This window comes from Xylophilus sp. ASV27 (assembly GCF_016428875.1).
In the GTDB taxonomy this organism is placed as follows: domain Bacteria; phylum Pseudomonadota; class Gammaproteobacteria; order Burkholderiales; family Burkholderiaceae_C; genus Xylophilus.
On record NZ_JAELTO010000063.1, the window covers coordinates 1 to 26846 of the forward strand.

32 protein-coding genes are annotated in these 26846 nt (G+C 68.7%); 14 read left to right on the top strand and 18 right to left on the bottom strand.

The genetic code is table 11. The features are described from left to right. Positions 1–174 precede the first annotated feature (174 nt). From JHD63_RS13900 to ftsY, 3 genes are all read right to left on the bottom strand, one after another. Complete coding sequence (locus tag JHD63_RS13900) at positions 175–1170, bottom strand: Bug family tripartite tricarboxylate transporter substrate binding protein (RefSeq protein ID WP_198971404.1); 996 nt, start codon at positions 1168–1170, stop codon at positions 175–177. Positions 1171–1254: 84 nt separating this feature from the next. Then, positions 1255–2193 carry an RNA polymerase sigma factor RpoH gene (rpoH, locus tag JHD63_RS13905; protein WP_198971406.1) on the bottom strand — a complete coding sequence of 313 codons (939 nt, stop codon included), beginning with the start codon at positions 2191–2193 and terminating at the stop codon, positions 1255–1257. A gap of 82 nt (positions 2194–2275) precedes the next feature. Further along, positions 2276–3448 carry a signal recognition particle-docking protein FtsY gene (gene ftsY / locus JHD63_RS13910; RefSeq protein ID WP_198971408.1) on the bottom strand — a complete coding sequence of 391 codons (1173 nt, stop codon included), beginning with the start codon at positions 3446–3448 and terminating at the stop codon, positions 2276–2278. A gap of 29 nt (positions 3449–3477) precedes the next feature. Here ftsY and JHD63_RS13915 point away from each other — a divergent pair, with 29 nt between their 5' ends. From JHD63_RS13915 to coaD, 4 genes are all read left to right on the top strand, one after another. After that, positions 3478–4944, top strand: coding sequence for a M16 family metallopeptidase (locus JHD63_RS13915; RefSeq protein WP_198971409.1), 1467 nt, complete (start codon positions 3478–3480; stop codon positions 4942–4944). Positions 4945–4955: 11 nt separating this feature from the next. Beyond that, positions 4956–6299 carry a M16 family metallopeptidase gene (locus tag JHD63_RS13920; RefSeq protein WP_198971411.1) on the top strand — a complete coding sequence of 448 codons (1344 nt, stop codon included), beginning with the start codon at positions 4956–4958 and terminating at the stop codon, positions 6297–6299. After that, complete coding sequence (gene rsmD, locus JHD63_RS13925) at positions 6296–6922, top strand: 16S rRNA (guanine(966)-N(2))-methyltransferase RsmD (protein WP_198971413.1); 627 nt, start codon at positions 6296–6298, stop codon at positions 6920–6922. Before JHD63_RS13920 ends, rsmD begins: the two co-directional genes overlap by 4 nt. 64 nt (positions 6923–6986) lie before the next feature. Continuing rightward, the gene (coaD, locus tag JHD63_RS13930; RefSeq protein WP_198971414.1) at positions 6987–7490 is read left to right on the top strand and encodes a pantetheine-phosphate adenylyltransferase; all 504 of its coding nucleotides are present in this window, start codon (positions 6987–6989) and stop codon (positions 7488–7490) included. An 8-nt stretch (positions 7491–7498) separates the two neighbouring features. Here the strand turns inward: coaD and JHD63_RS13935 are convergent, their stop codons facing one another. The 8 genes from JHD63_RS13935 to JHD63_RS13970 all read right to left on the bottom strand — a co-directional run bounded on the left by JHD63_RS13935 (position 7499) and on the right by JHD63_RS13970 (position 12742). After that, positions 7499–8626 carry a zinc-binding metallopeptidase family protein gene (locus JHD63_RS13935; RefSeq protein WP_198971416.1) on the bottom strand — a complete coding sequence of 376 codons (1128 nt, stop codon included), beginning with the start codon at positions 8624–8626 and terminating at the stop codon, positions 7499–7501. Between the two features lie 117 nt (positions 8627–8743). After that, the gene (locus JHD63_RS13940; protein ID WP_198971418.1) at positions 8744–9058 is read right to left on the bottom strand and encodes a BON domain-containing protein; all 315 of its coding nucleotides are present in this window, start codon (positions 9056–9058) and stop codon (positions 8744–8746) included. Between the two features lie 87 nt (positions 9059–9145). Next, complete coding sequence (locus JHD63_RS13945) at positions 9146–9706, bottom strand: ferritin-like domain-containing protein (RefSeq protein ID WP_198971420.1); 561 nt, start codon at positions 9704–9706, stop codon at positions 9146–9148. Then, positions 9703–10188, bottom strand: a complete 486-nt coding sequence (locus JHD63_RS13950; RefSeq protein WP_198971422.1) for a hypothetical protein — start codon at positions 10186–10188, stop codon at positions 9703–9705. Before JHD63_RS13950 ends, JHD63_RS13945 begins: the two co-directional genes overlap by 4 nt. Beyond that, positions 10185–10556: a hypothetical protein gene (locus JHD63_RS13955; protein ID WP_198971424.1), complete on the bottom strand. Its 372-nt coding sequence runs from the start codon at positions 10554–10556 to the stop codon at positions 10185–10187. Before JHD63_RS13955 ends, JHD63_RS13950 begins: the two co-directional genes overlap by 4 nt. A 57-nt stretch (positions 10557–10613) precedes the next feature. Beyond that, on the bottom strand, positions 10614–11006 hold the full coding sequence (locus JHD63_RS13960; RefSeq protein WP_198971426.1) for a hypothetical protein: 393 nt from the start codon (positions 11004–11006) through the stop codon (positions 10614–10616). Positions 11007–11081: 75 nt separating this feature from the next. After that, positions 11082–11246 (bottom strand): DUF1328 domain-containing protein, encoded by a 165-nt coding sequence (locus JHD63_RS13965; protein WP_198971428.1) that lies wholly within the window; start codon positions 11244–11246, stop codon positions 11082–11084. A gap of 167 nt (positions 11247–11413) precedes the next feature. Next, positions 11414–12742: a sensor histidine kinase gene (locus tag JHD63_RS13970; protein ID WP_233168136.1), complete on the bottom strand. Its 1329-nt coding sequence runs from the start codon at positions 12740–12742 to the stop codon at positions 11414–11416. Positions 12743–12881: 139 nt separating this feature from the next. Between JHD63_RS13970 and JHD63_RS13975 the strand changes: the two genes are divergently transcribed. Continuing rightward, positions 12882–13514 carry a response regulator gene (locus JHD63_RS13975; RefSeq protein WP_198971448.1) on the top strand — a complete coding sequence of 211 codons (633 nt, stop codon included), beginning with the start codon at positions 12882–12884 and terminating at the stop codon, positions 13512–13514. Positions 13515–13530: 16 nt separating this feature from the next. Here the strand turns inward: JHD63_RS13975 and JHD63_RS13980 are convergent, their stop codons facing one another. Further along, a complete protein-coding gene (locus tag JHD63_RS13980; RefSeq protein ID WP_233168139.1) occupies positions 13531–13962 on the bottom strand; it encodes a response regulator in 432 nt (143 codons plus the stop codon). Between the two features lie 302 nt (positions 13963–14264). Between JHD63_RS13980 and JHD63_RS13985 the strand changes: the two genes are divergently transcribed. Beyond that, positions 14265–14846, top strand: coding sequence for a lipocalin family protein (locus JHD63_RS13985; RefSeq protein ID WP_198971432.1), 582 nt, complete (start codon positions 14265–14267; stop codon positions 14844–14846). Here JHD63_RS13985 and JHD63_RS13990 read toward each other — a convergent pair. The 3 genes from JHD63_RS13990 to gpmA all read right to left on the bottom strand — a co-directional run bounded on the left by JHD63_RS13990 (position 14843) and on the right by gpmA (position 17946). Continuing rightward, positions 14843–15601 (bottom strand): HesA/MoeB/ThiF family protein, encoded by a 759-nt coding sequence (locus JHD63_RS13990; RefSeq protein ID WP_198971434.1) that lies wholly within the window; start codon positions 15599–15601, stop codon positions 14843–14845. The genes JHD63_RS13985 and JHD63_RS13990 overlap by 4 nt on opposite strands. Positions 15602–15657: 56 nt before the next feature. Continuing rightward, complete coding sequence (locus tag JHD63_RS13995; RefSeq protein ID WP_198971435.1) at positions 15658–17091, bottom strand: S41 family peptidase; 1434 nt, start codon at positions 17089–17091, stop codon at positions 15658–15660. 111 nt (positions 17092–17202) lie between these two features. Beyond that, entirely contained in the window at positions 17203–17946 is a 744-nt protein-coding gene (gpmA, locus tag JHD63_RS14000; RefSeq protein ID WP_198971436.1) for a 2,3-diphosphoglycerate-dependent phosphoglycerate mutase, read from the bottom strand. 113 nt (positions 17947–18059) lie between these two features. Between gpmA and JHD63_RS14005 the strand changes: the two genes are divergently transcribed. From JHD63_RS14005 to JHD63_RS14020, 4 genes are all read left to right on the top strand, one after another. Further along, a complete protein-coding gene (locus JHD63_RS14005) occupies positions 18060–18467 on the top strand; it encodes a rhodanese-like domain-containing protein (RefSeq protein ID WP_198971437.1) in 408 nt (135 codons plus the stop codon). Between the two features lie 32 nt (positions 18468–18499). Beyond that, entirely contained in the window at positions 18500–18766 is a 267-nt protein-coding gene (grxC, locus tag JHD63_RS14010; RefSeq protein WP_198971438.1) for a glutaredoxin 3, read from the top strand. A 106-nt stretch (positions 18767–18872) separates the two neighbouring features. After that, positions 18873–19331, top strand: a complete 459-nt coding sequence (gene secB, locus JHD63_RS14015; protein WP_198971439.1) for a protein-export chaperone SecB — start codon at positions 18873–18875, stop codon at positions 19329–19331. 50 nt (positions 19332–19381) lie between these two features. After that, the gene (locus tag JHD63_RS14020; protein WP_198971440.1) at positions 19382–20380 is read left to right on the top strand and encodes an NAD(P)H-dependent glycerol-3-phosphate dehydrogenase; all 999 of its coding nucleotides are present in this window, start codon (positions 19382–19384) and stop codon (positions 20378–20380) included. Positions 20381–20438: 58 nt separating this feature from the next. Here JHD63_RS14020 and lysA read toward each other — a convergent pair whose 3' ends face one another. Beyond that, positions 20439–21692: a diaminopimelate decarboxylase gene (gene lysA / locus JHD63_RS14025; RefSeq protein ID WP_198971441.1), complete on the bottom strand. Its 1254-nt coding sequence runs from the start codon at positions 21690–21692 to the stop codon at positions 20439–20441. Between the two features lie 103 nt (positions 21693–21795). On the opposite strand from lysA, the gene JHD63_RS14030 reads away from it, so the two are divergent. Continuing rightward, a complete protein-coding gene (locus JHD63_RS14030) occupies positions 21796–22698 on the top strand; it encodes a LysR family transcriptional regulator (RefSeq protein WP_233168142.1) in 903 nt (300 codons plus the stop codon). A gap of 14 nt (positions 22699–22712) precedes the next feature. Here the strand turns inward: JHD63_RS14030 and panC are convergent, their stop codons facing one another. Together panC and panB are read right to left on the bottom strand one after the other, a co-directional pair. Beyond that, a complete protein-coding gene (panC, locus tag JHD63_RS14035; protein WP_198971443.1) occupies positions 22713–23540 on the bottom strand; it encodes a pantoate--beta-alanine ligase in 828 nt (275 codons plus the stop codon). A gap of 48 nt (positions 23541–23588) precedes the next feature. Next, positions 23589–24434 (bottom strand): 3-methyl-2-oxobutanoate hydroxymethyltransferase, encoded by an 846-nt coding sequence (gene panB, locus JHD63_RS14040; RefSeq protein WP_198971444.1) that lies wholly within the window; start codon positions 24432–24434, stop codon positions 23589–23591. A 114-nt stretch (positions 24435–24548) separates the two neighbouring features. Here panB and nadC point away from each other — a divergent pair, with 114 nt between their 5' ends. From nadC to JHD63_RS14055, 3 genes are all read left to right on the top strand, one after another. After that, complete coding sequence (gene nadC / locus JHD63_RS14045; RefSeq protein ID WP_198971445.1) at positions 24549–25412, top strand: carboxylating nicotinate-nucleotide diphosphorylase; 864 nt, start codon at positions 24549–24551, stop codon at positions 25410–25412. Next, positions 25412–26518, top strand: coding sequence for a quinolinate synthase NadA (nadA, locus tag JHD63_RS14050; RefSeq protein WP_198971446.1), 1107 nt, complete (start codon positions 25412–25414; stop codon positions 26516–26518). Before nadC ends, nadA begins: the two co-directional genes overlap by 1 nt. A gap of 58 nt (positions 26519–26576) precedes the next feature. Next, a partial coding sequence (locus JHD63_RS14055) for a hypothetical protein (RefSeq protein WP_198971447.1) occupies positions 26577–26846 on the top strand: 270 nt, incomplete at its 3' end.

Below are 26846 nucleotides of genomic sequence, written 5' to 3' on the forward strand. Positions count from 1 at the left end.
CCTCGGTGAAGCTCGGGCTGCAGGCCAAGCGCAAGCGCGCTGGCTGGAGCCTGCCCTATCTGGAGCACCTCATGGGCATGGGAGCGGCTCTGGGGATGGGGGGCTCTGGTTAGATGCGATTGCCCTGCCCAGGTTGTACCTGGGCTACAGGCCATTTTCTTTCAAAAAACGGCGCTATTCGTTCTTGATGCCGCGCATTTCGATGATGCGGCCCAATGTGGCGGCGTCGGACTTGATGCGGTTGGCCAGGCCCTCGGGCGACGTCCCCACCGCCTGCCAGCCCTGCTGGAACAGCTTGGCGCGGATGTCGGGCGAGCGCGTGATCTCCACCAGCAGCGCCGACAGGCGCGCCACGATCGGGCCGGGCATGGAGCTGGGGGCGGCCACGGCGTTCCAGATCTCCAGGTTGAAATCCCGCACGCCCGCCTCCGACAGGCTGGGCATTTCGGGCACCAGCGCGCTGCGGCTGGCCGAGGTGATGCCGATGGCGCGCAGCTTGCCCGCCTTGGCCTGCACCGAGGCCAGCGCCGGCGGCAGCATGGAGAGCTGCAGCTCGCCGCTGATCATGGCGTTGGCCACCTGCGGATAGCCCGGATAGGGCACGTGCACCGGGTCGATGCCGCTGCGGCTCTTGAGCAGCTCCATGCCGATGTGGCCGACCGTGCCCACGCCGGGCGAGCCGTAGCTCCACTTGTCGCCGGCCGCGCGGGCCGCCGCGAAGAAGGCCTGCGCGTCGGCGCCGGGGGCGTTGACCGGCGCCGTCAGCACCAGCGGCGAGACGCCGATCAGGCTGATCGGGGCGAAATCCCTGAGCGGGTCATACGACAGCCGCGGGTTGAGCAGCTTGGCCACCGTCATGTTGCCGTTGATCATCAGGCCGATGGTGTGATCGTCGGTGGCCTTGGCCACGTAGTCGGCGGCGATGTTGCCGCCGGCGCCGACCTTGTTCTCGACGATCACCGGCTGGCCCAGCGCCTTGGACAGCGGCTCGGCCAGGGTGCGTGCGGTCGTGTCGGGGGAGGAGCCGCCCGGAAAGCCGACGATGATGCGCAGCGGCTTGCTCGGCCAGCGGGCCGGCATCGGGTGGGCCGGAGCCTGGGCGAGGGCGGTGCCGGCAAGGCTCAGCAGGGCCGCGGACAGCAGGGCGCGGCGGGGGGCTGATGGCAGCATGGGGAGAGTCTCCAGAGCGAACGAAACTCCGGAGTTTGCACCATCTCCCGGGGCCGTAGGGCCGCCGGGGAGGGCGCGGAGGCGTCAGGCGTACTCGGCCAGCGCCTTCTTCATCTTCTTCATGGCGGCCGACTCGATCTGGCGGATGCGCTCGGCGCTCACGCTGTACTCGGCGGCCAGCTCGTGCAGCGTCTTGCCGCCCGAACCGTCGTCGTTCACCTTGAGCCAGCGCTCCTCCACGATGCGGCGGCTGCGCGCGTCCAGCGTACCGAGCGCCGTGGCGATGCCGTCGGTGGCCAGCACGTCGCGCTGGCGCGACTCGATCATGGCCGTGGGCTCGTGCGAGGCGTCGGCCAGATAAGCGATCGGGCCGAAGGCCTGCTCGCCGTCGTCCGAGGGCGACGGGTCCAGCAGCACGTCGCCGCCGGACATGCGGGTTTCCATCTCCATGACCTCTTCGCGCTTGACGTTCAGGCGCTCGGCGACCTGGTCGACCTCGTGCGTGCTCAGCGTGTCGCGCGGGGCGGCGGCATCGCTCAGGCCGGCTTCGGACTTGAAGCCCTGCTTCATCGAGCGCAGGTTGAAGAACAGCTTGCGCTGCGACTTGGTGGTCGCCACCTTCACCATGCGCCAGTTCTTCAGGATGAACTCGTGGATCTCGGCCTTGATCCAGTGGATGGCATAGCTCACCAGCCGCACGCCCTGCGCCGGGTCGAAGCGCTTGACCGCCTTCATCAGGCCGATGTTGCCTTCCTGGATCAGGTCACCGTGCGGCAGCCCGTAGCCCAGGTACTGGCGGGAGATGGAGACGACCAGGCGCAGGTGCGACAGCACCAGGCGGCCGGCGGCTTCGAGGTCGTTTTCCTCGCGCAGCTTGCGCGCGTAGCGCTGCTCTTCCTCGAGGGTGAGCAGCGGCAGTCGGTTGATCGCGGAAATGTAGGCGTCGAGGTTGCCCAGCGGGGGCACCAGCGACCAGGGGTTGGCGGCCGCGACGGCTGTGGCATTTCCAGTTTGAATATTCATACCAGAAGTCCTTTTCTCATAGGCGGGACATGTTAGCACTCGGTTAGATGGAGTGCTAAGCCACAAGTTCCCCGGTGGTTTTTCAGGCCAGCAGCGCCTGGGCGAACTCGCGCGCGTTGAAGGTTTCCAGGTCTTCGAGCTTTTCGCCCACGCCGATGAAGTACACCGGGACCGGCCGCTCCTGGGCGATGGCGGCCAGCACGCCGCCCTTGGCGGTGCCGTCGAGCTTGGTCACGATCAGCCCGGTCAGGCCCAGCGCGTCGTCGAAGGCGCGCACCTGGGCCAGGGCGTTCTGGCCGGTATTGCCGTCGATCACCAGCAGCACCTCGTGCGGCGCGCTGGCCTCGGCCTTCTGCACCACGCGCTTGATCTTCCTCAGCTCCTCCATCAGGTGCAACTGGGTCGGCAGGCGGCCGGCGGTATCGACCAGCACCACGTCCTTGCCGCGCGCCCTGCCGGCGGTCACCGCGTCGAAGCTGACGGCGGCCGGGTCGCCGCCCTGCTGGCCGATGATCTCCACCAGGTTGCGGTCGGCCCATACGCCGAGCTGCTCGCGCGCCGCGGCGCGGAAGGTATCGGCCGCGGCCAGCAGCACGCTGGCGCCTTCCTGCGCCAGGTGCTTGGTGAGCTTGCCGATGGAGGTGGTCTTGCCCGCGCCGTTGACGCCCGCCACCATGATCACGGTCGGGGTGTGCTCGCCGATCACCAGCGGTTTCTCCAGGGGCGCGAGCAGCGCCGCGATGGCATCGGCCAGCAGCGCCTTGACGGCGGCCGGCTCGGTGGCCTTGGCTTCCTTCACGCGGCGCTTGAGGTCGTCCAGCAGGTGGCTGGTGGCCTTGACGCCGGTGTCGGCCATCAGCAGCGCCTCTTCCAGCTCCTCGTAGAGCGCGTCGTCGATCCGGGTGCCGGTGAAGACGGTGGTGATGCTGCTGCCGGTCTTGCGCAGCCCGGCCTTCAGGCGATCGAGCCAGGGGCGGCGCTCGGCGGCGATGGGGGCGGCGGGCGCCTGTACCGGCTCGGGAGCGGGCACCGCCGCCGGCTCGGGAATCGGAAGCGCAGGCGGCGGCGTCACGGGAGCGGGCGCCGGCGCCGCTGCGCCGCTGAACTGGCTCTTGAGCCAGGACAGCGCCGAGCCCGCGGAAGGCGCGGGTGCGGGCGGCGGGGGAGGGGGCGCATCGGCCGCCAGCGGGGCCGCAGCCGGGGCTGCAGGGGTTTCGGGCGGGGGCGTGGTTTTTTTCTTGAAGAAACTGAACATTGGGGGCGTTCTTAGAATCGCACCATTCTATGAAACGAGCCATACCCCCTTTGGGCCTGTTGCTGGGCCTGTTCGGCGCGCTGAGCGCCACGGCCCAGCCCGCGCAGGCCGGCGATCCCCCCCCGGCGTCCGGGGCCCTTCATCTGCCGGGCGATGCCGGCGCCACCAAGGCGCAGCAGTTCACGCTGGCCAACGGCCTGACGGTGATCGTCAAGCCCGACCGCCGCGCGCCGACGGCGGTGCAGATGGTCTGGGTGCGGGTGGGCTCGATGGACGAGGTGGACGGCACCTCCGGCGTGGCCCACATGCTCGAGCACATGATGTTCAAGGGCACGCCGAGCGTGCCGGCGGGCGAATTCTCGCGTCGCGTCGCGGCCCTGGGCGGGCGCGAGAACGCCTTCACCACGCGCGACTACACCGGCTACTACCAGCAGATCCCGGCCAGCCGGCTGGAGGAGGTGATGCAGCTCGAGGCCGACCGCTTCGCCCACAACCAGTGGCCCGACGCCGAGTTCACCAAGGAGCGCCAGGTGGTGACCGAGGAGCGCCGCATGCGCACCGAGGACAACCCGCGCGCCCAGATGGGCGAGGTGCTCAACGCCCAGGTCTGGCTGGCCTCGCCCTACCGCCGGCCGGTGATCGGCTGGATGAGCGACATCGCCGCCTACACCGCCGACGACGTGCGCGCCTTCCACCAGCGCTGGTACGTGCCCGCCAACGCGGCGCTGGTGGTGGCCGGCGATGTCGACCCGGCGCAGGTGCTGCGCTGGGCCGAAGCCACCTACGGCCGCATTCCCGCGCGCGCCGTGCCGGCGCGCAAGCCGCAGGTCGAGCCGGTGCAGGCCGGCATCCGCCGCGTCGATTTCAAGGCGCCGGCCGAGCAGGCCTATGTGGCGCTGAGCTTCAAGGTGCCGGGCCTGGAGTCGCTCGCCGCCGATGCGCCGCAGGCCGACGATGCGCTGGCGCTCACGGTGCTGTCGGCGGTGCTCGACGGCTACAGCGGCGCCCGCCTGGACCGCGCCCTGACGCAGGGCCCCGACCGCGTGGCCGACAGCGTGGGCGCCTACCACTCGCTGGTGGCGCGCGGCCCCAAGACCTTCATGCTGTACGGCGTGCCGGCGCAGGGCCGCACCGCCGCGCAGGTGGAGTCCGCGCTGCGCGCGCAGGTGGCCAAGGTGGCGGCCGAGGGCGTGAGCGAGGCCGAGCTGCGCCGCGTCAAGACCCAGTGGGTGGCGGGCGAGGTGTTCAAGCGCGACTCGGTGTTCGAGCAGGCCAACGAACTGGGTTCGAACTGGATCATGGGCTTTCCGACCGATGCGGACGAACAGGTCATCGCGCGCCTGGAGAAGGTCACGGCCCAGCAGGTGCAGGCGGTGGCGCAGCGCTATTTCGGCGACGACCAGCTCACCGTCGGCACCCTGGTGCCGCAGCCGCTCGACCCCTCCCAAGCACGCCGCCCGGCGCAGGCCGACGTCCCCGGCGCCGCGGTGCACTGAGAAGCCTCCCTATGATTACTATAAAAAATATAGCTAAAAGCCCAGTACTTGCCTGGGCTTTGGCCGCTTTTCTTGCAAAAGATGCCCTGGCGGCCCTGCCGATCCAGCACTGGACCCAGCCCAGCGGCGCGCAGGTCTACCTGGTCGAGAGCCGGGCCGTGCCCATGGTGGACGTGCAGATCGACTTCGACGCCGGCAGCCGGCGCGACCCGGCGGCGCAGGCCGGCCTGGCCAGCGTCACCGCGCGCATGGTCGACAAGGGCGTGCTGGCGCACGGCCAGGAGCCGGCGCTGGACGAGAACGCGCTGGACGACGCCTGGGCCGACCTGGGCGCCAACTTCGGCGCCGAGGCCGGCAGCGACCGCATGAGCTTCTCGCTGCGCTCGCTCAGCGACCCGGCATTGCTCGATCGCGCGGCGCAATTGGCGGCGCGCCAGATCGGCGAGCCGTCCTTCCCCGACGAGGTCTGGCAGCGCGAGCGCCAGCGCATCACCGCTGCCCTGCGCGAAGCCGAGACTCGGCCCGCGACCCAGGCCGGCCGCGCCTTCCAGCGCGCGGTCTACGGCAGCCATCCCTACGGCCAGCGCACCACGCCCGAAACGCTGGCCGCCATTTCGGTGGCCGACATGCGCGCCCTGCACCAGCGCGCCCTGCTGGCCTGCGGCGCCAAGCTCAGCATCGTCGGCGCGCTCGACCGGGCGCAGGCCGACCGGCTGGCCAGCACCCTGCTGTCGCGCCTGCCCGCGCGCGCCTGCAGCCCGCTGCCGTCGGTGCCCGATGTACAGCCGCTTGCCGCGCCGCAGGACATCCGCATTCCCTTCGACTCGGCGCAGGCCCATGTCTACATCGGGCAGCCGGGCTTCAAGCGGGACGATCCGGACTACTTCCCCCTGCTGGTGGGCAACTACATCCTGGGCGGTGGCGGCTTCGTCTCGCGCCTGACCGAGCAGGTGCGCGAGAAGCGCGGCCTGAGCTACAGCGTGCAGAGCTGGTTCGAGCCCGGACTGCATGCCGGCGCCTTCACCGTCGCCCTGCAGACCCGGCCCGACCAGGCCGCGCAGGCGGTGGACGTGGCGCGCGGCGTGCTCGACCACTTCGTGGCCGACGGCCCCACGCCCGGGGAACTCAAGGCCGCGCAGGACAACCTGGTGGGCGGCTTCCCGCTGCGCATCGACAGCAACGCCAAGCTGCTGTCCAACGTGGCCAACATCGCCTGGAACGGGCTGCCGCTGGACTACCTCGACACCTGGACCGCGCAGGTGCAGAAGGTCGGCACCGGCGACATCCGCGCCGCCTTCGAGCGCAAGCTGCGGCCCGACCGCATGGTGACCGTGGTGGTCGGGGGCAAGCCTTGAGCGCGGTGCGCAAGCCCGCGCCCGCGCCTGCGCCACGTCCCCACGGCGGCAGCGGCGAGGTGCGCATCATCGGCGGCCGCTGGAAGCGCACGCGGCTCCCCGTGCCGGCCTTGCCCGGCCTGCGCCCCACGCCCGACCGGGTGCGCGAGACCCTGTTCAACTGGCTGGGCCAGGACCTGACCGGTTGGCGTTGCCTGGACGCCTTCGCCGGCACCGGCGCGCTGGGGCTGGAGGCCGCTTCGCGCGGCGCCGCGCCGGTGCTGCTGTGCGAACAGGACGCCAGGCTGGTCGAGGCGCTGCGCGCCGTGCGCACCCGGCTGCAGGCCGAGGGCGTGGACATCCGCCGCATGGACGGCATCGCCGCGCTGCGCGAGGCCGCGCCGGGCAGCCTGCATCTGGTGCTGCTCGACCCGCCGTTTGACGCCGGCTTGTTCGAGCCGGCCCTGAGAGTCGCCGCGCGCGCCGTGCCGCCGGAGGGCTTCATCTACCTGGAGGCGCCCGCGGCCTGGCAGGAGCCGGCCCTGGCCGCGCACGGCCTGGCGCTGCACCGCCACCTGCGCGCCGGGGCGGTGCACGCGCATCTGCTCAAGCCCGGGACGACGACTTTCCGCAGCGCAGCATAATCTCCGGCACGAGGGCGGCGGTGCCGCCTCTTCCGCAACGAGAAGAGACAGGAGAACCGCTGCCATGGTGCACAACGTCATCGCCATCTATCCCGGCACCTTCGATCCCATGACCCTGGGCCATGAAGACGTGGTGCGCCGCGCCACCCAGTTGTTCGACCGGGTCATCGTGGCGGTGGCGGCCGGCCACCACAAGAAGACGCTGTTCAACCTCCAGGAACGCATCGACATGGTGCGCGGGGCGGTGCGGCACTACCCGCAGGTCGAGGTCGAGAGCTTCTCGGGCCTGCTGCGCGACTTCGTCGTCGCACGCGGCGGCAAGGCCATGGTGCGCGGCCTGCGCGCCGTGACCGACTTCGACTACGAGTTCCAGCTGGCCGGCATGAACCGCAGCCTGATGCCGGACGTGGAAACGGTCTTCCTCACGCCCAGCGACAAGTACCAGTTCATCTCCAGCACCTTCGTGCGAGAGATCGCCATGCTGCATGGCGAAGTGAACAAGTTCGTCTCGCCCGAGGTGCAGGCGCGGCTGCAGGCCAAGGTCGGCATCCGGGAATCGTCGGACTGAGCGCAGCGCTAGGGCGTGTCGTTTGCGTCGTCCACGGACGGACGGGTGGTGCTGTCATGGATCACGTCGTGCACGAAGCGCAGCTTGTGCAGCGCGCCGGCCGACAGCGCAAAGGGATAGGCATCGTTCTGGCCGAGGCTGCGGTTCAGGCTGTTGAGCATCAGCGTCACCGGCACCCACTGCTGGACCAGTTGGGTGAAATCCGTCTCCGGCGTATCGAAGGGGTTGGACACGCCCTCGCGCGGCATGGGCGCGGTGCCGGGAACCACCAGGTTGGCATGGAAGGCGGCCGCCGTCTCGAGCAGGTCGACCATGTGCAGGTAGTGCGCCCAGGTCTCGGCCCAGTCTTCCCACGGATGGGCGGTGGCGTAACTGCTCACGTGGGCGGTCTGCCAGTCGTCGCCGGACGGGCCGCTGGCATAGTACTGCTGCAGGGCCTGCCCATAGTCCACCGACTCGTCGCCGAAGATCTGGCGGAACGCGGCGAGGCGCCCGGCATCGCGGATCAACTGGTTCCAGTAATAGTGCCCTGATTCGTGGCGCAGGTGCCCCAGCAGCGTGCGGTAGGGCTCGCGCAGCAGCACGCGGCGGCGTGCGCGCTCGTCGTCGTCGGCCTCGGCGACGTTCAGGGTGATCAGTCCGTCCTGGTGGCCGGTCATGACAGGCGGTCCGCCGGGTTGCTCGGCCAGGAAAGCGAAGACCGGTCCCTGCTCGCCCTGGGCCCGGTTTTCCGTGTTCGCCAGGCCGAGCCGCGCCAGCGTGTAGAACAGCCGCCGCTTGGCGATTTCGATCAGGTACCAGCGATGCTGGTTGGCCTGCAGCGAGAGGTCCGGCAGGACCCGCGTCTGGCGGCACGATATGCAGAGCGGGTTCGGGTCTTCCGCCGGCACCGCGAAGTTGCAGGCCTGGTAGAGGTCGTGGTTGAGGCACATGCGGTATGTCCGGCGCGGCTCGGGCGCGCTGGCGCGTTGCCACAGCGGGGCCGACGGCGACGCGTCCTGCGGCGAGGGCGCGGCCTGGAGCGCGGCGACGTTCAACTGGTCCGGCAGGAAGGCCAGCGTGCTGCCGCAGTTCAGGCACTGGACGTTCTCGAAGAAGACCGGATGGCGGCAGGTATCGCAACTGAAGATCTTCATGGCGGCGTGGGCGGGTTGATCCAGTCAGAAAAAACGAAGGCAGGTCGTTGACCTGCCTTGGGGAGCCGGTCCACAGCAGTGCTGCGGCCGGCAAGGAGCCAGACGATGGCGCCGCGGTTACGGACGGACCACGATGCTGTTGCGCACCGCACGCACGTTCTTGGTGTTGCGCGCCAGCGCTTCGGCCTTGTCCTTCTCGGCCTGCGACTTGGCAAAGCCTGACAACAGCACCGTGCCGTTGAGGGTTTCCACACTGATGGCCGTGGCCGCCACGGTCTTGTCCTCCGCGAACTTGGCCTTCACGGCCGTGGTGATACCCGCATCATCGATGTAGGAGCCCACGGTCTGTTGGTCGCGGGCCACCGAGCAGCCGGCCGTGATGACAGTGATGCCTGCCATGACGGCGAGAGTGAGAGCGCGAGCGTATTTCATATTGGTTCCTCGAGTATCTAATTGGTGGGAGAACAGGTGCTCTGGATTCAAGACGATGTGTGGCACCACACACAGCGCCCGGCCGGATCAGCGGTGCAGCCAATCCTTAAGTTCGTCGGCGTGCTCTTCTTCCTGGGCAAGTATGCCCTCCAGCATGCGACGTGTGGTGGGGTCCTTGTCGGCCAGCAGATGGATCATCTGGCGATAGGATTCCACGGCGACCCGCTCTGCCACCAGGTTGGCCCGCAGCATGGCCTTGAGATCCTTGGACTCGTCATAGTCGGCATGGCTGCGGCTGGTCAGTGTGGAGGGTGAAAAGTCCGGATCGCCCCCGAGCTGCACGATGCGTTCGGCCAGCAGGTCTGCGTGTGCGGCCTCCTCATTGGCATGCACCAGGAACTCCTTGGCGATGGCGGGCGACGCCAAGCCATCCGCAGTGAAATGGTGGCGCTTGTAACGCAGCACGCAGACCAGTTCGGTGGCAAGCGCATCGTTGAGCAGCTTGATGATGGCCTCGCGATGCGGACCGTAGCTCGGCGTCACCGGGCCGTCGTCAAGATTCGTCGAGGCGGCCTTCAGGGCCGCCTCGTCCAGCACCATGTCGGAGGGTTGGCCTGCTGATGGCGGTGTGGCGCGTGCGATCTTCATGAGGAGTCCTTCGGAGTGGAGCCCTTTCGGGCGTTGAGCAGAGAGAGCGCCAGACTCGAGGCCTGGGAGCTCTTGAGTGCAGCGATGGCAAGTCCGCCGACCGACACCAGACGCCAGGGCCGTGTCACCGCCACGAGGGCGCCTACCCCCGCCGCGATGCCCAGCAACTTGAACGGCTTGCGCTCGGCATACTCTTCCAGAAAGGGTCTGGCAATGGCGCCTGCGGCCCGGGCAGGGTGAAACTGCCACCACGCATTGATGCTGTGACGCATGGCAGACCACAAACCCGAGCCGTTCCTCCGGTCGGAGGAATCGTGTTCCGCAGTCTGCTCGGCCACGGTGGCGTCATGCTCCACCCGCGGCGTCCGCCCAGCCGCCGCACGCAAGGCGCTCTGGCGTCGCTCAGGTCTGCGCAGTTGTTCTACCAAGGCCTGCCGCGAGGCTTCCAGGCGTTGCTTGGCACTCAGTTCTTCACCGCTCATGAACGCTCTCCAGCCACGCGCAATGCGGCCACGTCCTCATCCAGCTGGGCCTTGAAGTCGGCAAAGCGTTGACCCGAAATGGGCGTGCGCGCATAGACGACGGCTCCCACGGCAGTTAGCAGCGCCACGGCCGGCACGGCGATGAGGGCCCAGTGGAAACTGTTGACGAAGCCCAGCATCACCGCCGCCCCGGTGAGCGTCACGAAAACCGAGCCCATGACCACGGCTACACCCCACGCCACGGCTTTGAGTACCAGCTCCGTACCGAAGGAACTGATTTCCTCATGCGCCAGCGCGGCATACCCCGCCAGATGCTCCACCACCAATTCAGGCTTGCGGATCAGGATGGTGAAGATGGGGTGAAGCATGTTGGCGGCGGCAGACGATGGTCAGGCGGAGTGGAGGTGCGAGTCAGGGGGCAATGCTCAATAGCGGTTGCGGTTGGTGTTGCGGGTCGCGATCAGAATGACCGCGGCGATGGCCGCGCCTGCGGCAGCCGCGATCAGCACCGAGCGCATGGGTTGCTCCGCCACGTAGCGGCCGGTGGCATCGGTGTAGCGGGAGAGTTTTTCCTGGGCGCGGTATTTCGCGTCGCTGGCGAGTTCGATCCCGCGGTGGGCCAGCTCCTGCGCCTTGGCCGTGATCTGGTCAACCAGCGGGTCTACGTTGCTGCGCATTTCGCGCACCTTATTGCCAGCCTTGTCCAGGGCGTCGTTGGCAAAATCCCGCGTGGAGTCCACGGCCTTCTCCGCGCTGTGCAGGACGTCGTCGGAAACGTTGCGGGCGGTGTGGGCGGCTTTGCTGGTGCTGCTGGTCATGGTGACTCCTTGATGCTTGGAATAAAAAAAGAAAACGGAAAGGGCGGGGTGGGAGCCGCCAAGCGAGACGCTGCTTCAGCGACCGCGGCTGCGGCCGATCACGAAGCTGATGATGGTCAGAACGGCAAAGATGAAAAACAGGATCTTCGCGATCCCGACGGCGCCTGCGGCAATGCCCCCGAAGCCGAATACGGCAGCGATCAGAGCAATGACGAGAAAAACCACGGTGTAATGCAGCATGATCCATTCCTTCCGTTGAAAACACAGCAGACGATTCTGCTGAGTCGTCTTGAGGATAGCGTAGACAGAAGCGGCATTGGGAGTGATCAGCAGCGCACCCGACGCCCTGTCAGTATCCGTGGCCGAGGGTCGTAGGAGCCCGCTGACAGAGCCGCCAGCGGTGTTCTTCAGTGGGAGCGTGGCAATGATGCGGCGATCACCGTACCTTTGCCCGGAGTCGAGGTGATGGTCAGTTTTCCTCCTGCTGCTTCCACCCGGTGGCGCATGCCGGTGAGTCCATGAGTGGAAGGCGTAATGCGGTCCTTGTCGAATCCCACGCCATCGTCGCGCACCTCGACTTCGACATGGCTGGCATAGCTGTGCAGGGTCACGACGACCTGGCGCGCCTGTGCGTACTTTCCGATGTTCGTCAAGGATTCCTGCACCAGCCGGTAGATGGTGAGCTGCGCTGAGTCGTCGAGTTCCGTCATCTCCAGGTTGGTCATGATCGAGAAGCCCAGGCGCTCGCCCATTTCGCGCGCCAGTATCTCCAGCGCGGCCACCAGGCCCAGGTTGGAGAGTGAGGAAGGCCGCAGGTCTTCGATGATGCGGCGTTTCAGGGCAATGCCGCTGTTGAGCGTGTCGGTCAGGTGCTGCAGGCGCGCCGCCGTTTCCGGCGACTCGGTGCCCATGCGGGACTTCAGCCGCGCCACGTCGAGCTTGGCGGCGGTCAGCAGTGAACCCAGTTCGTCGTGCAGTTCCCGCGCCAGGTGGCCGCGTTCCTCCTCGCGCACCTCCTGCAGGTGGGTTGCCAGTTGCGCCAGCGATGCCGTGCGCTCGCGCACCTGGTCGCCGAGCCGGTCGCGCTCGCGCTCCAGCACCTCCTGCTGCCGCCTGTCCGCCTGCTTCAGTGCGCTGCTCTGGCGCAGGTACATGTAGAAGGCGATCAGACCCACCAGCGTGACGGCGGCGATGCCGATGCGCGAGAGCTGCAGCGAGCGCACGATCTGTGCCTGCCCGGTGTCCACCGCGCTCGAACTGGCCGCGATCAATTGGAGAGTCTGCGTGCGGATCGCTTCCATGTGCTCACGGCCCACGTCCGTCATGAGCACGAAACGCCAGGCATCCTCGTTGCCTTGCTTGCGCAGGCGCACGCTGAGATCCATCTCCGCGAGCTTGCGCGATACCTGGCGGCTCAGCACACCCAGGCTCGCGGTCAGCTCGGGAGAACTGGCGTAGTAGCCGCGCAGTTCTTCCAGGCTGTGGTCGACTTCCTTGACCGCGGTGTTGTAGGGTTCAAGGTAGCGTTCGTCGCCTGACAGCAGGTAGCCGCGCTGGCTGGCCTCGCCGTCCAGCACCTGCTGCAACAGGCGCGTCAGCGCCGTGCGGATGCGCTGCGACTGCGCGATCTCCTGCAAGGCCGCATTCGAACGGATGTAACCGGTTTCGTTGATGCCGACCAGCATGGCTGCAGCCAGTACCGCCATCAGCAGGCTGACCATGAAGCGCGGAACCATGAACCTTCGCATGCAATTCTCTGGACGGGAGGATTAATCGTCAATAATTGATAGCGCTACTGAACACAGGCATACCGCCAGGCAGCGGCCAGGGGGCATTGTGCCCCCGCCCATGGTGCTGCCCGCAGAAAGACCGGAAATGATCAAAATCGGAATTGTGGATGACCATGCCATCGTGCGGTCCGGACTCAGGCAATTCTTCTCGGACCACGTCGACCTGCGTGTGGTGGGCGAGGCTGCCAATGGCCGGGAGGCCATCGATCTGGTCCGCAATGTCGAGATCGACGTGCTGGTGATGGACCTTTCCATGCCCGGGCAGACCGGCCTGGACGCGCTGGGCATGATCCGGGCCAAGGCTCCGGACGTCGGCATTCTGATTCTCAGCGGCTATCCCGAGGAGCATTACGCCATGAACCTGATCCGGCAGGGGGCGAGCGGCTACCTCAACAAGGAATGCGAGCCCATGGAGATCGTCAACGCGATCCGTACTATCTCTCTGGGGCGCCGCTACATCACCCCGGCCGTGGCCGACCTGCTGGCGCAGCAGCTCAACCGCAAAGACGACGCCCCAGCACACGAACTCCTGTCCGAGCGTGAATTCCAGGTGTTCCTCAAGCTGGCCAAGGGCGAGACCGCGGGGGACATCGCGAAATCGCTGTCACTGAGCGTCAAGACGGTGAGTACCTACCGCACCCGCCTGATGGAGAAGATGAACCTTGCCTCCAACAGCGATCTGACCTACTACGCGCTGAAGAACAAGCTGATTGACTAGGTGGCTGAGGTCTGCGTCAGGCCGACAGCGCGGAAGGATCGAGGTCTGCCGTGGTCCACGGCGTCTGGCGTGCATACGCGATGCAATAGTCCAGCAGTGCGTCGATGTCGTTGGATTTGTCGAACACCGCGTCGGCGCCCAATTTCAGGCAGCGGGTGCGGACATCAGGCGTGGCATAGTTGCTGAGCACGACCACCCGCTGGTGCGGTAGCCGCTCCTTGCAGGCGGATAGAACGCCCAGCCCGCTGCCTTGCTTGAGGAACAGGTCCACAATCGCCAGGTCCCATCGGTGGGCATGGGCGGCCAGCCAACTGCAACTTTCGCGCTCGCCCTCCGCTACGCCTACCATCCTGATCTGCGCCAGCTCTTCCAGAGTGTCGATCAGATTCTCGCGGATGGTGGCGTTGTCTTCGACGATGAAAGTTCTGATTCCCGGGGTCATGTCCATAGGCGTTGGTCCAATGCATCCAACGGGTCAAAGACACGCCTGGCAACGCTCGTTGCGAATGTAGGGCGCGCAGGCAAAGCATTCTGCCATTGCCGGCACACGTTACGTGTGCGGGTTGTCCTACACGGCGCGGCGGGTTTGGGGCGGCGTTGGACTGGCCGCCTGGCCCGCTTCAGGCCTATGCCGACGACCTGGAAGGGCGGCAGGTGACTCGCGCATGGCGGTCTGCCGTCACACTACGTCTCCAGCACTCCGGAACTCCGATGTACTCCTCATTCTTGCCATATCGACCGTTGCCACGCATGCTCGCCGCACTGTTAGCCGCAGGCCTGCTTTCCATGGGAGTCTTGCGGGATGCCCGGGCGCAGGGAACGAATGCGCTTTCGGGGACATTGCCGGTGGTCCCGCATCTGGATCTGCTGCGCTACGGTGGCCTGTGGCATGAGATCGCCCGCCTGCCGAATTCCTTTCAGCGCAAGTGCGTGGAAGACGTCACGGCCGAGTACCAACCGAGGCCCGAGGGTGGCGTTTCCGTGGTCAACCGCTGCCGCCAGTTGGATGGTTCACTCGAAGAAGCGCGCGGCGTGGCGCGCCGTGTCCCGCCGCGCGAAGGTGAAGCGGATGACGCCGGGCGTCTGGAGGTCCGCTTCGCGCCGGCCTGGATGGCGTGGCTGCCCGCAGTCTGGGGCGACTACTCAGTGCTGGCGCTCGATGACGATTATTCGATTTCGCTGGTGGGCACCGCCGACCGAAACTACCTATGGCTGCTGGCGCGCAGGCCATCCCTGCCCGATCCCGAGGTGGACGCGTGGCTGGCACGCGCGGCGGCCCTGGGCTTCGACACCAGCAGGGTCATCCGCTCCGGGCCCATCGCCGGCTCCTAAGGCCGGCTCCGTGGGCTGCAGACCGGGCACGCCGGGTTGCGCGCTACCCGGACTTCGCTCCATTCCATGCGGCGCGCATCCAGCATGCGCAGGCGCCGCAGCAGCGGCTGGCCGCGCCCCAGCAGCACGGTCAGGGCATCGGCGGCCTGTGCGGCGCCGATGAGGCCGACCAGGGGCGCGAAGACCCCCATGGTCGAGCAGGCGGTTTCCTCCACCTGCGATAGTGGCGGGAAGACGCAGGCATAGCATGGCGAATCCGCCTTGCGTACGTCGTAGACGCTGAGCTGCCCGTCGAAGCGCAGGGCGGCGCCCGATACCAGCGGACGGCCGTGGCGCACGCAGGCGGCATTGATTAGCTGGCGGATGGCAAAGCCATCGGTGCAGTCCAGTGCCAGGTCTGCCGGTGGCAGCAGTCGGTCCAAGGACGCCGCATCGGCCTGCTCCGTCTGCAGCCGCAGCCGCACCAGCGGATTGAGTGCCCTGATCGACGCCGCCGCCGACTCGACCTTGTGCCAGCCGATGCGCTCGGTGCTGTGCGCTATCTGCCGCTGCAGGTTGGTGAGGTCTACGCGGTCATGGTCGACCAGCGTGAGGCGTCCTACGCCCGCGGCGCCCAGGTACAGCGCGGCGGCGCAGCCCAGCCCACCCAGGCCGACCACCAGGACATGGGAGCTGCCCAGGCGCTGCTGGCCCTCGATGCCGATCTCGTTGAGCAGGATGTGGCGGGAATAGCGGAGAAGTTCGTGGTCGTCCATGCGAAAAAAAGCCCCGCGCGGCGTACCGGCGGGGCGCTGACGCGCGTGCGCGCCGTTCAGTTTTCCTTCTTTTCCTCGGAGCGTTCGACCTGGGTCTTGCTGACCAGCACCGGCTGGCCCTTGAGGCGGTTGATCGCCTGTGCCAGCTGGAAGTCCTTGTCCGAGCCGAACTCCGGTGCGCGGGGCGTTGGCTTGTTGCCATCGGCCTCGAGCTTCTTGATGGCTTCCTGGCGGGCGCGCTCGCGGACTTCGTCCTTCTTTTCCTCGCCCTGGCCGCTGTTGAGATGCTTCTCCAGATCGGCCTCGCGTGTGCGCAGGGCGGCAAAAAGGTTGCCGTCCTGGGTTTCGTCGACCATGACGTCGGGCACGATGCCGGTCGCCTGGATCGACTTGCCGCTGGGCGTGTAGTAGCGCGCCGTGGTGATCTTCAAGCCGGTGTCCGGGCCCAGCGGGCGCACGGTCTGCACCGAGCCCTTGCCGAAGGTCTGGCTGCCCATGATGGTCGCGCGCTTGTGGTCCTTGAGGGCGCCGGCGACGATCTCGCTGGCCGAGGCCGAGCCCTCGTTGACCAGCACCACCATGGGCACGGTCTTGAGCGCGGCCGGCAGGCGGCGCAGCGGATCGGCGCTGCCGGGGCGACGCAGGTAGTCCGCCGGTTCGGCCTTGTAGGTGGCCTTGCTCTCGGCCAGCTGGCCGTCGGTCGTGACCACGGTGACGCCGGCCGGCAGGAAGGCCGCGGAGACTGCCACGGCCGCGTCGAGCAGGCCGCCCGGGTCATTGCGCAGGTCGAGGACGAGGCCCTTGATGTCCGGATTCTGCTTGTACAGTTCATCGACCTTGGCGACGAAATCGTCCACCGTGCGTTCCTGGAACTGCGACAGGCGCAGCCAGGCGTAACCGGGCTCGACGATCTTGCCGCGCACCGACTGGGTCCGGATCTCCTCGCGGGTGATGGTGACGGGGAAGGTGCGCGATTCGTCCTTGCGGAACAGCGTCAGGGTGACCTGGGTGCCGGGCTCGCCGCGCATGCGCTTGACAGCGTCGTTCATGGCCAAGCCCTTGACGGCGGTGTCGTCGATCTTGGTGATGAGGTCGTTGGACTTTATGCCGGCGCGGAAGGCGGGCGAGCCCTCGATGGGCGAAACCACCTTGATCAGGCCGTCTTCCTGCGAGATCTCTATGCCAACGCCTACGAAGCGGCCGCTGGTGCCTTCGCGGAATTCCTTGAAGCTCTTCTTGTCGAAATACTGCGAATGGGGATCGAGGCTGGACACCATGCCGGAGATGGCATCGGTGATGAGCTTCTTGTCGTCCACCGGCTCGACATAGTCGGTCTTGATCATGCCGTAGACGGCGGCGAGTTGCTGCAGCTCTTCGAGCGGCAGCGGGCTCATGGCTCCGCGCGCCATGGTCTGCAAGGAGACCGTGGTCAGCGCACCGGCGACGACGCCCACGGAAATCCAGCCTGCGATTCGGAGTTTATGGCCCATACAACCTCTATTAAGCCGCTGCAATATACACCTTGGAAGTGGTGAGGCCCAAAGGGTTCCCCGGTGGTCGAGTGGCGCGCCGGGGCAAGCCTGGTGCGCCGTTTGCATGCGTCAAGCCTTGCCTTGGGCCGCGACCGCCGCCGCGGCCTTGGCGGCGGCCTCTGCGTCGCCCAGATAGTAGTGGCGCAAGGGCCTGAGATCGGCGTCCAGCTCGTACACCAGCGGGATGCCGTTGGGGATGTTCAGGCCGACGATGTCGTTTTCAGAGACGTTGTCCAGGTACTTCACCAGCGCACGGATCGAGTTGCCGTGCGCCGCGACCACCACGCGCTTGCCGGCGCGGATGGCCGGCGCCATCGCCTCGTTCCAGAAGGGCAGCACGCGGGCGACGGTGTCCTTCAGGCATTCGGTGAGCGGCAGTTCGCCGGGCTGGAGCTTGGCGTAGCGGCGGTCACCGCGCTCGCCGCGCGGGTCGTTTGTGTCGAGCGGCGGCGGCGGGGTGTCGTAGCTGCGGCGCCATACCAGCACCTGGGCGTCGCCATACTGCTTGGCCATGTCGGCCTTGTTGAGGCCTTGCAGGGCGCCGTAGTGGCGCTCGTTCAGGCGCCAGCTGTGCACCACCGGCAGCCAGGTGCGGTCCATTTCGTCGAGCGTGTGCCAGAGCGTGCGCGTGGCGCGCTTGAGCACGCTGGTGTAGGCGACGTCGAAGTCGTAGCCCTCGTCGCGCAGCAGGCGCCCGGCGGCCTTGGCCTGCTCGACGCCGGTGGCGGTCAGGTCGACGTCGGTCCAGCCGGTGAAGCGGTTTTCGAGGTTCCAGGTGGATTCGCCATGGCGAATCAGGACGAGCTTGTGCAAGGGAAGGCCTTTCGTGGCGGGTCTGGAAAAAAGAGCGCGGGCCCGCCATTCTAAAATTGCCGGGTTTTGCCTCTCTACCGGCCTAGCCCAGGCCCTGCCCCCCAAGGATCCCCGTGAATTTCATCATCGAGAACTGGTCGCTCTTCCTCATCGCCATCGCCTCCGGCGCCATGCTCGTCTGGCCGCTGATCAAGGGCGCCACCAGCGGTGCGCTGACGCCGGCGCGGGCGGTGCAGCTCATCAACCGCGAGAAGGCCGTGCTGATCGACGTCAGCGAGACGGAGGAGTTCGCCCAGCAGCATGCCGGCGGCGCCAAGAACGTGCCGCTGGGCGAACTGGAGGCGCGGCTACCCGCCGTCGTAAAGAACAAGGCGGTGCCGGTGATCCTGGTCTGCCCCAGCGGTGGCCGCGCCGGCCGGGCGCTGCCCATCGTGAAGAAACTCGGCTACGAGCAGGCCCAAGTGCTGGCCGGCGGGCTCAAGGCGTGGAAAGAGGCTAATCTTCCGGTCGACAAGGGATAACCCTTATCCCGTCGAACCTCCCACTCATGCCTATGCAACCCGTCACCATGTACACCACGGCCGTCTGCCCGTACTGCATTCGCGCCAAGCAGATCCTCAAGTCCAAGGGCGTCGAGGCGATCGAGGAGATCCGCGTCGATGCCGATCCGGCCGCGCGCACCGCCATGATGGAGCGTACCGGGCGCCGCACGGTCCCGCAGATCTACGTGGGCGACACCCATGTCGGCGGCTGCGACGACCTGATGGAGCTGGAAAGCCGCGGCGGCCTGGTGCCGCTGCTGCACGGCGCATCTGCCTGAGAAGCACCCGCGCTGAGCGGGCTCGGGGATAATGCGTGCCGAGCGCCTGCTGCGGGACTCTCCGCGGCAGGCTTCTTTTTTTGACACCAAGAACCTACTGCATACCATGGCCGACCAGCAAGATCCCGTGTTCCAAATCCAGCGCGTCTACCTCAAGGACGTGTCGCTCGAGCAGCCCAACTCGCCCGCCATCCTGCTGGAGCAGGAGCAGCCCAGCGTGGACATCCAGTTGGGCGTGGACGCGCAGTCGGTGGCCGAAGGCATCTTCGAGGTGTCGGTGACGGCCACGGTGCAGACCAAGGTCAAGGACAAGACCGTGTTCCTGGTCGAAGCCAAGCAGGCCGGCATCTTCGAAGTGCGCAACCTGCCGGAAGAGCAGGTCGGCCAGATCCTGGGCATCGCCTGCCCGCAGATCGTCTATCCCTACCTGCGCGGCAACGTGGCCGATATCATCCAGCGCGGCGGCTTCCCGCCGGTGCACCTGGCAGAGATCAACTTCCAGGCCATGTACGAGCAGCAGCAGGCGCAGGCTGCCGGCCAGGCGCCGCAAGGCCTGCCACAGTGATTTTCTAGCTTTTCAGCCCTCAAGCCGTTGCCCTGCAACGGCTTTTTGCTATGGAAATAGTAGTACTAGGCGCCGGTGCCTGGGGCACCGCCATGGCGATCGCCGCAGCCGGCGCGGGCGCACACGCGGTGCAGTTGTGGGCGCGCGATGCGGTGCAGGCGGCGGCGCTGGCGCAGGCGCGGGAGAACGCGCGCTACCTGCCGGGCGCCACGCTGCCGCCGGCGCTGTCGATTGCCTCCGGCCCTCTGGAGGCGCTGCTGCCCGGGGCAGAGCTTGTCATCGTCGCCACCCCGATCGCCGCGCTGCGCGGCGTGCTGGCGCAACTGGCGGGCCTGGGCGTGCCCGTGGCCTGGCTGTGCAAGGGTTTCGAGGCGGTCGCCGGCGACGGGGCCTACGGCCTGCTGCCGCACGAGGTCTGCGCCCAGGTGGCACCTGCGCTCGCCGCGGGCACGCTGAGCGGACCGAGCTTCGCGCAGGAGGTGGCGCATGGCCGGCCGACGGCGCTGGTGGCCGCAAGCGCCCACGCGTCGGTACGTGCGGCGCTGGTGGCGGCCTTCCATGGCCCGGCGTTGCGGGTCTATGCGAATGACGACGTGCTCGGCGTGGAGGTCGGCGGCGCGGTGAAGAACGTGATGGCGATTGCCACCGGCCTGTGCGACGGCCTCCGGCTGGGCCTGAACGCGCGCGCGGCGCTGGTCACGCGCGGACTGGCCGAGATGTCGCGCCTGGGCCTGGCGTTGGGGGCGCGCGCCGAAACCTTCATGGGGCTGTCGGGCCTGGGCGACCTGGTGCTGACCGCGACCGGCGACCTGAGCCGCAACCGCCGCGTCGGCCTGCTGCTGGCCGAGGGGCATACGCTGCAGCAGGCGGTCGATTCCCTGGGCCATGTGGCCGAGGGCGTGTACTGCGCCCGCACCGTGCTGGCGCGCGCACGGCTGCTGGACGTGGAAATGCCCATCACCGAGACGGTAGTCGCGCTGCTCGACGGCCGGCTGCAGGCGGCCGAGGCGGTGCAGCATCTGATGGGCCGGGACCCGCGCGGCGAGTGATCACGCGGGCCGGCCGGCCACCCGCTCGGCGCGGCGGGAAAGCCGGCAGGGCAGGGGTTCAGAGCCCCAGTTCCAGCGCCAGCAGTTCCTCCACCGCCTGGCGGCGGCGGATCAGGCGGGCGCTGTCGCCATCGACCAGCACCTCGGCGGCCAGCGGGCGCGTGTTGTAGTTGCTGGACATGGAGCTGCCATAGGCGCCCGTGTCATGGATGACCAGCAGGTCGCCCACCGAGGCGCCTGCCAGCGCGCGCGGCAGCACCACGCCGCCGTCGCCCTGGGTGAACACGTCGCCCGATTCGCACAGCGGGCCGGCGACCACGGCATCGCGCAGGGGCATGGCCTGGCCGTCGCGGCGCAGCACTTCCATGCCGTGCCAGCTGCCGTACATGGAAGGGCGCATCAGCTCGTTGAAGCCCGTATCGACCAGCACGAAATGGTTGCTGCCCGCGTTCTTGGTGGCGCGCACCTGGCCCAGCAGCACGCCCGACTCGGCCACCAGGAAGCGGCCCGGCTCGATCTCCAGGCCCAGCGCATGGCCCACGATGGCCTCGGCGTCCTTGCGTGCCGCATCCCACAGGCCGTGGTAGTGGGCGGTGTCGATGGTGGCGTCGCCATCGCGGTAGGGAATGGACAGGCCGCCGCCGGCCGAGATGGCCTGCAGGTCATGGCCGGCCTGGCGGGTGGCGCGCACCAGCTCGACCATGGCGCCGCAGACCTGCTGCAGATGGCCATAGTCCACGCCCGAGCCGATGTGCATGTGCAGGCCGGCCAGCTTCAGGCCGCCGTCGCGGATGGCCTCCAGCGCCGCCAGCAGGTCGCTGTGCCAGATGCCGTGCTTGCTGTGCTCGCCGCCCGTGTTGGTCTTGTTGCTGTGGCCGTGGCCGAAGCCGGGGTTGATGCGCAGCCACACGGGATGGCCGGGCGAGGCCTGGGCCAGCTGGTGCAGCATGTCGATGGAGCCGGCGTTCACGGGCACCTTGTGCTCGGCCACGCAGGCCAGCGTGGCCTCGTCCATCACGTCGGCCGTGAACACGATGTCGCTGGGCGCGCCGCCGGTGTGGCCGGCCGAGTAGCCGGCCGCGAGCGCGCGCAGGATCTCGCCGCGCGAAACCGCGTCCACCTTCACGCCCTGCTCGCGCATGAGCTTCAGGATGTGGATGTTGGAGCAGGCCTTCTGCGCGAAGCGGATGGTGTCGAAGGCCCTGAGCTGGGCGATGCGCGCGCGGATGGTGGCGGCGTCATAGACCCACAGCGGCGTGCCGTACTGGTCGGCCAGCGCCCAGAGGCGGGCGGGCGGGAAGGGATTGGCCATTCTTTGCCTGTCGGAGGAGTTGCCGCGCATGATGGCCCAGGGAGGGCATTCAGTCCAATGCCGGTTTGTTCGTGGGCTATTTGATCTGGATATGCTTTCGTCCATGCAAGAGCCCCGCATTTCCCACCGCCATCTCGAAGTGTTCCGCGCGCTGATGCAGAGCGGCAGTGCCACCGGGGCGGCGCAGATGCTACTCAGCTCCCAGCCCACCATCAGCCGTGAGCTGGCGCGGCTGGAGCGCCTGCTGGGCTATGCGCTGTTCGAGCGCGCCCAGGGGCGGTTGCGCCCCACGGCGCGCGCGCTGTCGCTGTGGGAGGAGGTGCAGCGCAGCTGGCAGGGGCTGGAGCGCGTGGTCGAGCATGCGCTGGCCCTGGGCCGGCCGCACCAGGCCCGCATCGGCGTGCTGTGCCTGCCCGCGCTCAGCCATGCGCTGCTGCCCGGCGCGCTGGCGCGGCTGCACGCCCGGCACGGCCCCGTCGCGGTCAGCGTGGCCACGCAGGAGGCGCCGCTGCTGCAGGAGTGGATGTCGGCCCAGCGCCACGACCTGGGACTGGCCGAATTGTCCGAGGCGCCGCCGGGCACGCGCGCGCTGGCGCTGCCGGCCATGGACGAGGTGGCCGTGCTGCCCGCAGGCCATGCGCTGGCGCGGCGCGAGCGTCTGGAAGTGGCCGATTTCGCCGACGTCTCCTTCGTCAGCCTGGCGTGCGACGATCCCTACCGCCGGCAGATCGACGCGGTGTTCGAGCAGGCCGGCGTGCAGCGCCGCCTGCATCTGGAAACCCACAGCGCCGTGGCCGTCTGCGCCATGGTGCAGCACGGGCTGGGGGTGGCCATCGTCAATCCGCTGACCGCGCGCGCCTGCGCGGGGCCGCAGTTGCTGGTGCGGGCGCTGGCGTTCTCCATACCGTTCCAGGTCCATGCGCTGCTGCCGCTGCACCGGCCGGCCGTGGCCGAGGTGCAGTGGCTGGTCGATGCGCTGGCCGAGGAAGTCGCGGCGCACGGCTGATGCCATGCGCCGGCTCAGACCTCCAGGTTGTCGATCAGCCGCGTGGTCCCGAGCCGGGCCGCGCCCAGCACCACCAGGGGGTCGCCCGGCAAGGGGGCCTGCAGGTCGCTGCGGCGGCGCACCGTGAGGTAGTCGGGCTGCCAGCCGCGGCTGCCGAGCTGTTCGTGGGCCTGCTGCTCCAGGTGGGCGATGTCGGCGTGGCCGCCGCGCAGCGCCTTGGCCATGCCCTGCAGAGTGCGGGCGAGCTGCACCGCCTCGGCGCGCTGCTCGGCGCTCAGGTAGCCGTTGCGCGAGGACAGGGCCAGGCCGTCCTCGGAGCGCGTGGTTTCGCAGGCCAGGATGTGCACCGGCAGCGCCAGTTGGCGCACCATGTGCCGCACCACCATCACCTGCTGGTAGTCCTTCTTGCCGAACAGGGCGGTGCGCGGCTGCACGCAGTTCAGCAGCTTGGCGACGACGGTGCAGACGCCGGTGAAGAAGCCGGGGCGGAAGTGCCCTTCGAGGATGTCGGCCAGCGCCGGGTCGGGCTGCACCTTGCAGGTCTGCGGCTCGGGGTAGAGCGCGCGCTCGTCCGGGGCGAACAGCACGTCGCAGCCGGCTGCGCGCAGCTTGTCGCAGTCGCTTTCCCAGGTGCGCGGGTAGGTGTCGAAGTCCTCGTGCGGCAGGAACTGCAGCCGGTTGACGAAGATGCTGGCCACCACCGCCTCGCCATGTGCGCGTGCCTGGTGCACCAGCGAGATGTGGCCCTCGTGCAGGTTGCCCATGGTGGGCACGAAGGCCGTGGCCTGGCGGTAGGGCGCGAGGTAGGCGCGCAGGTCGTCGATGGTGCGGGCAATGTGCATCGTGTCTCCTCTGTTGTCTTCGTATCTCGCCGGTGCGGCGGAGCGGGCCTACCAGGCATGCAGGCTGTCGTCGGGAAAGCTGCCGTCCTTCACCGCCTGCACGTAGGCGGCCATGGCCTGGCCGATGCCGGCGGCGCCTTGCATGAAATCGCGCACGAAGCGCGGCGCGCGGGCCAGGTGCAGCCCCAGCATGTCGTGCAGCACCAGCACCTGGCCCGCGGTGCCGCGTCCGGCGCCGATGCCGATCGTGGCGCAGTGCCGCAGTTCGGCGGTGAGCGCGGCGGCGAGCGCGGCGGGCACCATCTCCAGCACCAGCAGGGTGGCGCCGGCGTCCTGCAGCTCCAGCGCATGGCGGCGCAGCCGCGCCGCGCCTTCGTCGCCGCGGCCCTGCACCCGGTAGCCGCCCAGGGCGTGCACGGTCTGCGGCGTCAGGCCCAGGTGGGCGCAGACCGGGATGCCGCGCTCGGTCAGGAAGCGCACCGTGTCGGCGGTCCAGCCGCCGCCTTCGAGCTTGACCATGTGGGCACCGGCCTGCATCAGCACGGTGGCGCTGTGCAGCGCCTGCTCGCGCGAGGCCTGGTAGCTGCCGAAGGGCAGGTCGCCCACCAGCCAGGCGCGCCCCTGCACCCGCTGCAGGCCGCGCGCCACGCTTTCGGTGTGGTAGCGCATGGCTTCCAGGCTCACGCCCACGGTGTCGGCGCGGCCCTGGCAGACCATGCCGAGCGAGTCGCCCACGAGCAGGCAGTCCACGCCGGCGCGGTCCGCCTGGGCGGCGAAGGTGGCGTCGTAAGCGGTCAGCATGGCGATCTTCTCGCCGGCCTCGCGCATTTCGCGCAGGCGCGGCAGGGTCAGCGGCTTGCGCGGCGGGGCGGTGTCGGAGTCAGCATGCGCCATGGGGGGATGTCTCGTGTTGATGTACGGCTCCGGCGGCGGGCCGAGGTGCAAATTGGCGCGCAATGTAGCACGCAGGCCAGCGGGCAGGCGCTGCAGCCGTTATCCTCCGCGCCCATGACCAATTGCTTTGATTTCTCGCTGGCGCGCATCACGGAGCTGGCCCGTGCCGACGCGGCGCGTGCGCTGCAGGAGGACGTGGGCCCGGGCGACCTGACCGCCGCCCTGGTGGCCGCGGGCCGCCCGGCCCGCGCGCGGGTGCTGGCGCGCGAATCCGCCGTGCTGTGCGGCGCCCCCTGGGTCGAGGCCACGCTGCACCAGTTGGACCCGCAGGCGCGCGTTATCTGGCATGTGCGGGAGGGCGAGCGCTGCGGCGCCGACCAGGTCGTGCTGGAGCTGCAGGGCGATGCCCGCGCGCTGCTGAGCGCGGAGCGCACCGCGCTCAACTTCCTGCAGTTGCTGAGCGCGGTGGCGACCAAGACGGCGACCTACGTGGCGGCGGTGCGGGGCACGCGCGCCGTGATCGTCGATACCCGCAAGACCCTGCCCGGCCTGCGGCTGGCGCAGAAGTACGCGGTGCGCACTGGCGGCGGCACCAACCACCGCATCGGCCTGTTCGACGCGGTGCTGATCAAGGAGAACCACATCGCCGCGGCCGGTGGCGTGAGCGCCGCGCTGCAGGCCGCCGCCCGCGCGGCGGCAGCGGCCCGCTTCGTCGAGATCGAGGTCGAGACGCTGGCCCAGCTGGAGGAGGCGCTGGCCGCGGGCGCCGGCATGGTGCTGCTGGACAACATGGACCTGCCCACGCTGCGCGAGGCGGTGCGCCTGAACGCCGGCCGCGCCGTGCTCGAGATCTCGGGCGGCGTCACCATGGACGGCGTGCGCGCCCTGGCCGAAACCGGCGTGGACCGCATCTCGATCGGCGCGCTGACCAAGGACGTCAAGGCGACCGACTTCTCGCTGCGCCTGGTGGAGCCGTGATGAGCGCCGCCGCCGCCCTGATCGAGGTCGAGTACGAGCAGCCGGCCTGCGCCACCCGCCGCGCCTGGGCGCGCGTGCCGCCCGAGCCTTCGCAGGCCGAGCGCGCCGCGCTCAAGGCGCGCATCCGGCGCCTGCTGCAGGAGCGCAACGCGGTCATGGTGTCGCACTACTACGTGCACCCGGACCTGCAGGACCTGGCCGACGAGACCGGCGGGCTGGTGAGCGACTCGCTGGAGATGGCGCGCTTCGGCCGCGAGCATGCGGCGCAGACGCTCGTCGTCTCCGGCGTGCGCTTCATGGGCGAGACCGCCAAGATCCTGTCGCCCGGCAAGACCGTGCTCATGCCCGACCTGGACGCCACCTGCTCGCTCGACCTGGGCTGCCCGGCGGACGCTTTCAGCGCCTTCTGCGACGCCCACCCGGGACGCACCGTGGTCGTCTACGCCAACACCAGCGCGGCGGTGAAGGCGCGCGCCGACTGGCTGGTCACCTCAAGCTGCGCGCTGGAGATCGTGCGGCACCTGAAGGCGCGCGGCGAGAAGATCCTGTGGGCGCCGGACCGCCACCTGGGCGGCTACATCCAGCGCGAGACCGGCGCCGACATGGTGTTCTGGAACGGCGCCTGCATCGTGCACGACGAGTTCAAGGCCTTCGAGCTGGAGGCGCTCAAGCGCGAGCATCCGCGCGCCAAGGTGCTGGTGCACCCCGAGTCGCCGGCCGAGGTGGTGGCGCTGGCCGACGCCGTCGGCTCCACCTCCGGCATCCTCAAGGCCGCGCGCGAGCTGGACGCCGACACCTTCATCGTCGCCACCGACAACGGCATGCTGCACAAGCTGCGCGCGCTGAACCCGGGCAAGACCTTCATCGAGGCCCCCACCGCCGGCAACAGCGCCACCTGCAAGAGCTGCGCGCACTGCCCCTGGATGGCCATGAACGGCCTGGCCGACGTCGCGCGCGTGCTGGAGACCGGGGCCAATGCCATCGAGGTCGATCCGGCGCTGATCCCGCGCGCGCGCCAGCCGATCGAGCGCATGCTGGCCTTCACCGCCGCGCTGAACGCAGGCCGGCCTACCACGGGGCTGGTGCCAGGCCTGGGCGCCGCCTGAGAGTTTGCTATATTAATAATAGCTAGAAGCCCGTATTTTATCTGGGCTAGAGGCCGATTTGACCATTGAAACCCTGATCGACTTCGCCCAGCCGCTCGATGCCGCCGCCCCGCGCCTGCGCCACGCCTTTGGCGCGCCGCGCCGGGTGCTGGCCTGTCTCTTATACACATCTCCGAGCCCACGAGACCGTACAGGAAATCGCGTATGCCGTCTTCTGCTGGAAAAAGGGGGGGGGGGGGGGGGGGGGGGGGGGGGGGGGGGGGGGGGGGGGGGGGGGGGGGGGGGGGGGGGGGGGGGGGGGGGGGGGGGGGGGGGGGGGGGGGGGGGG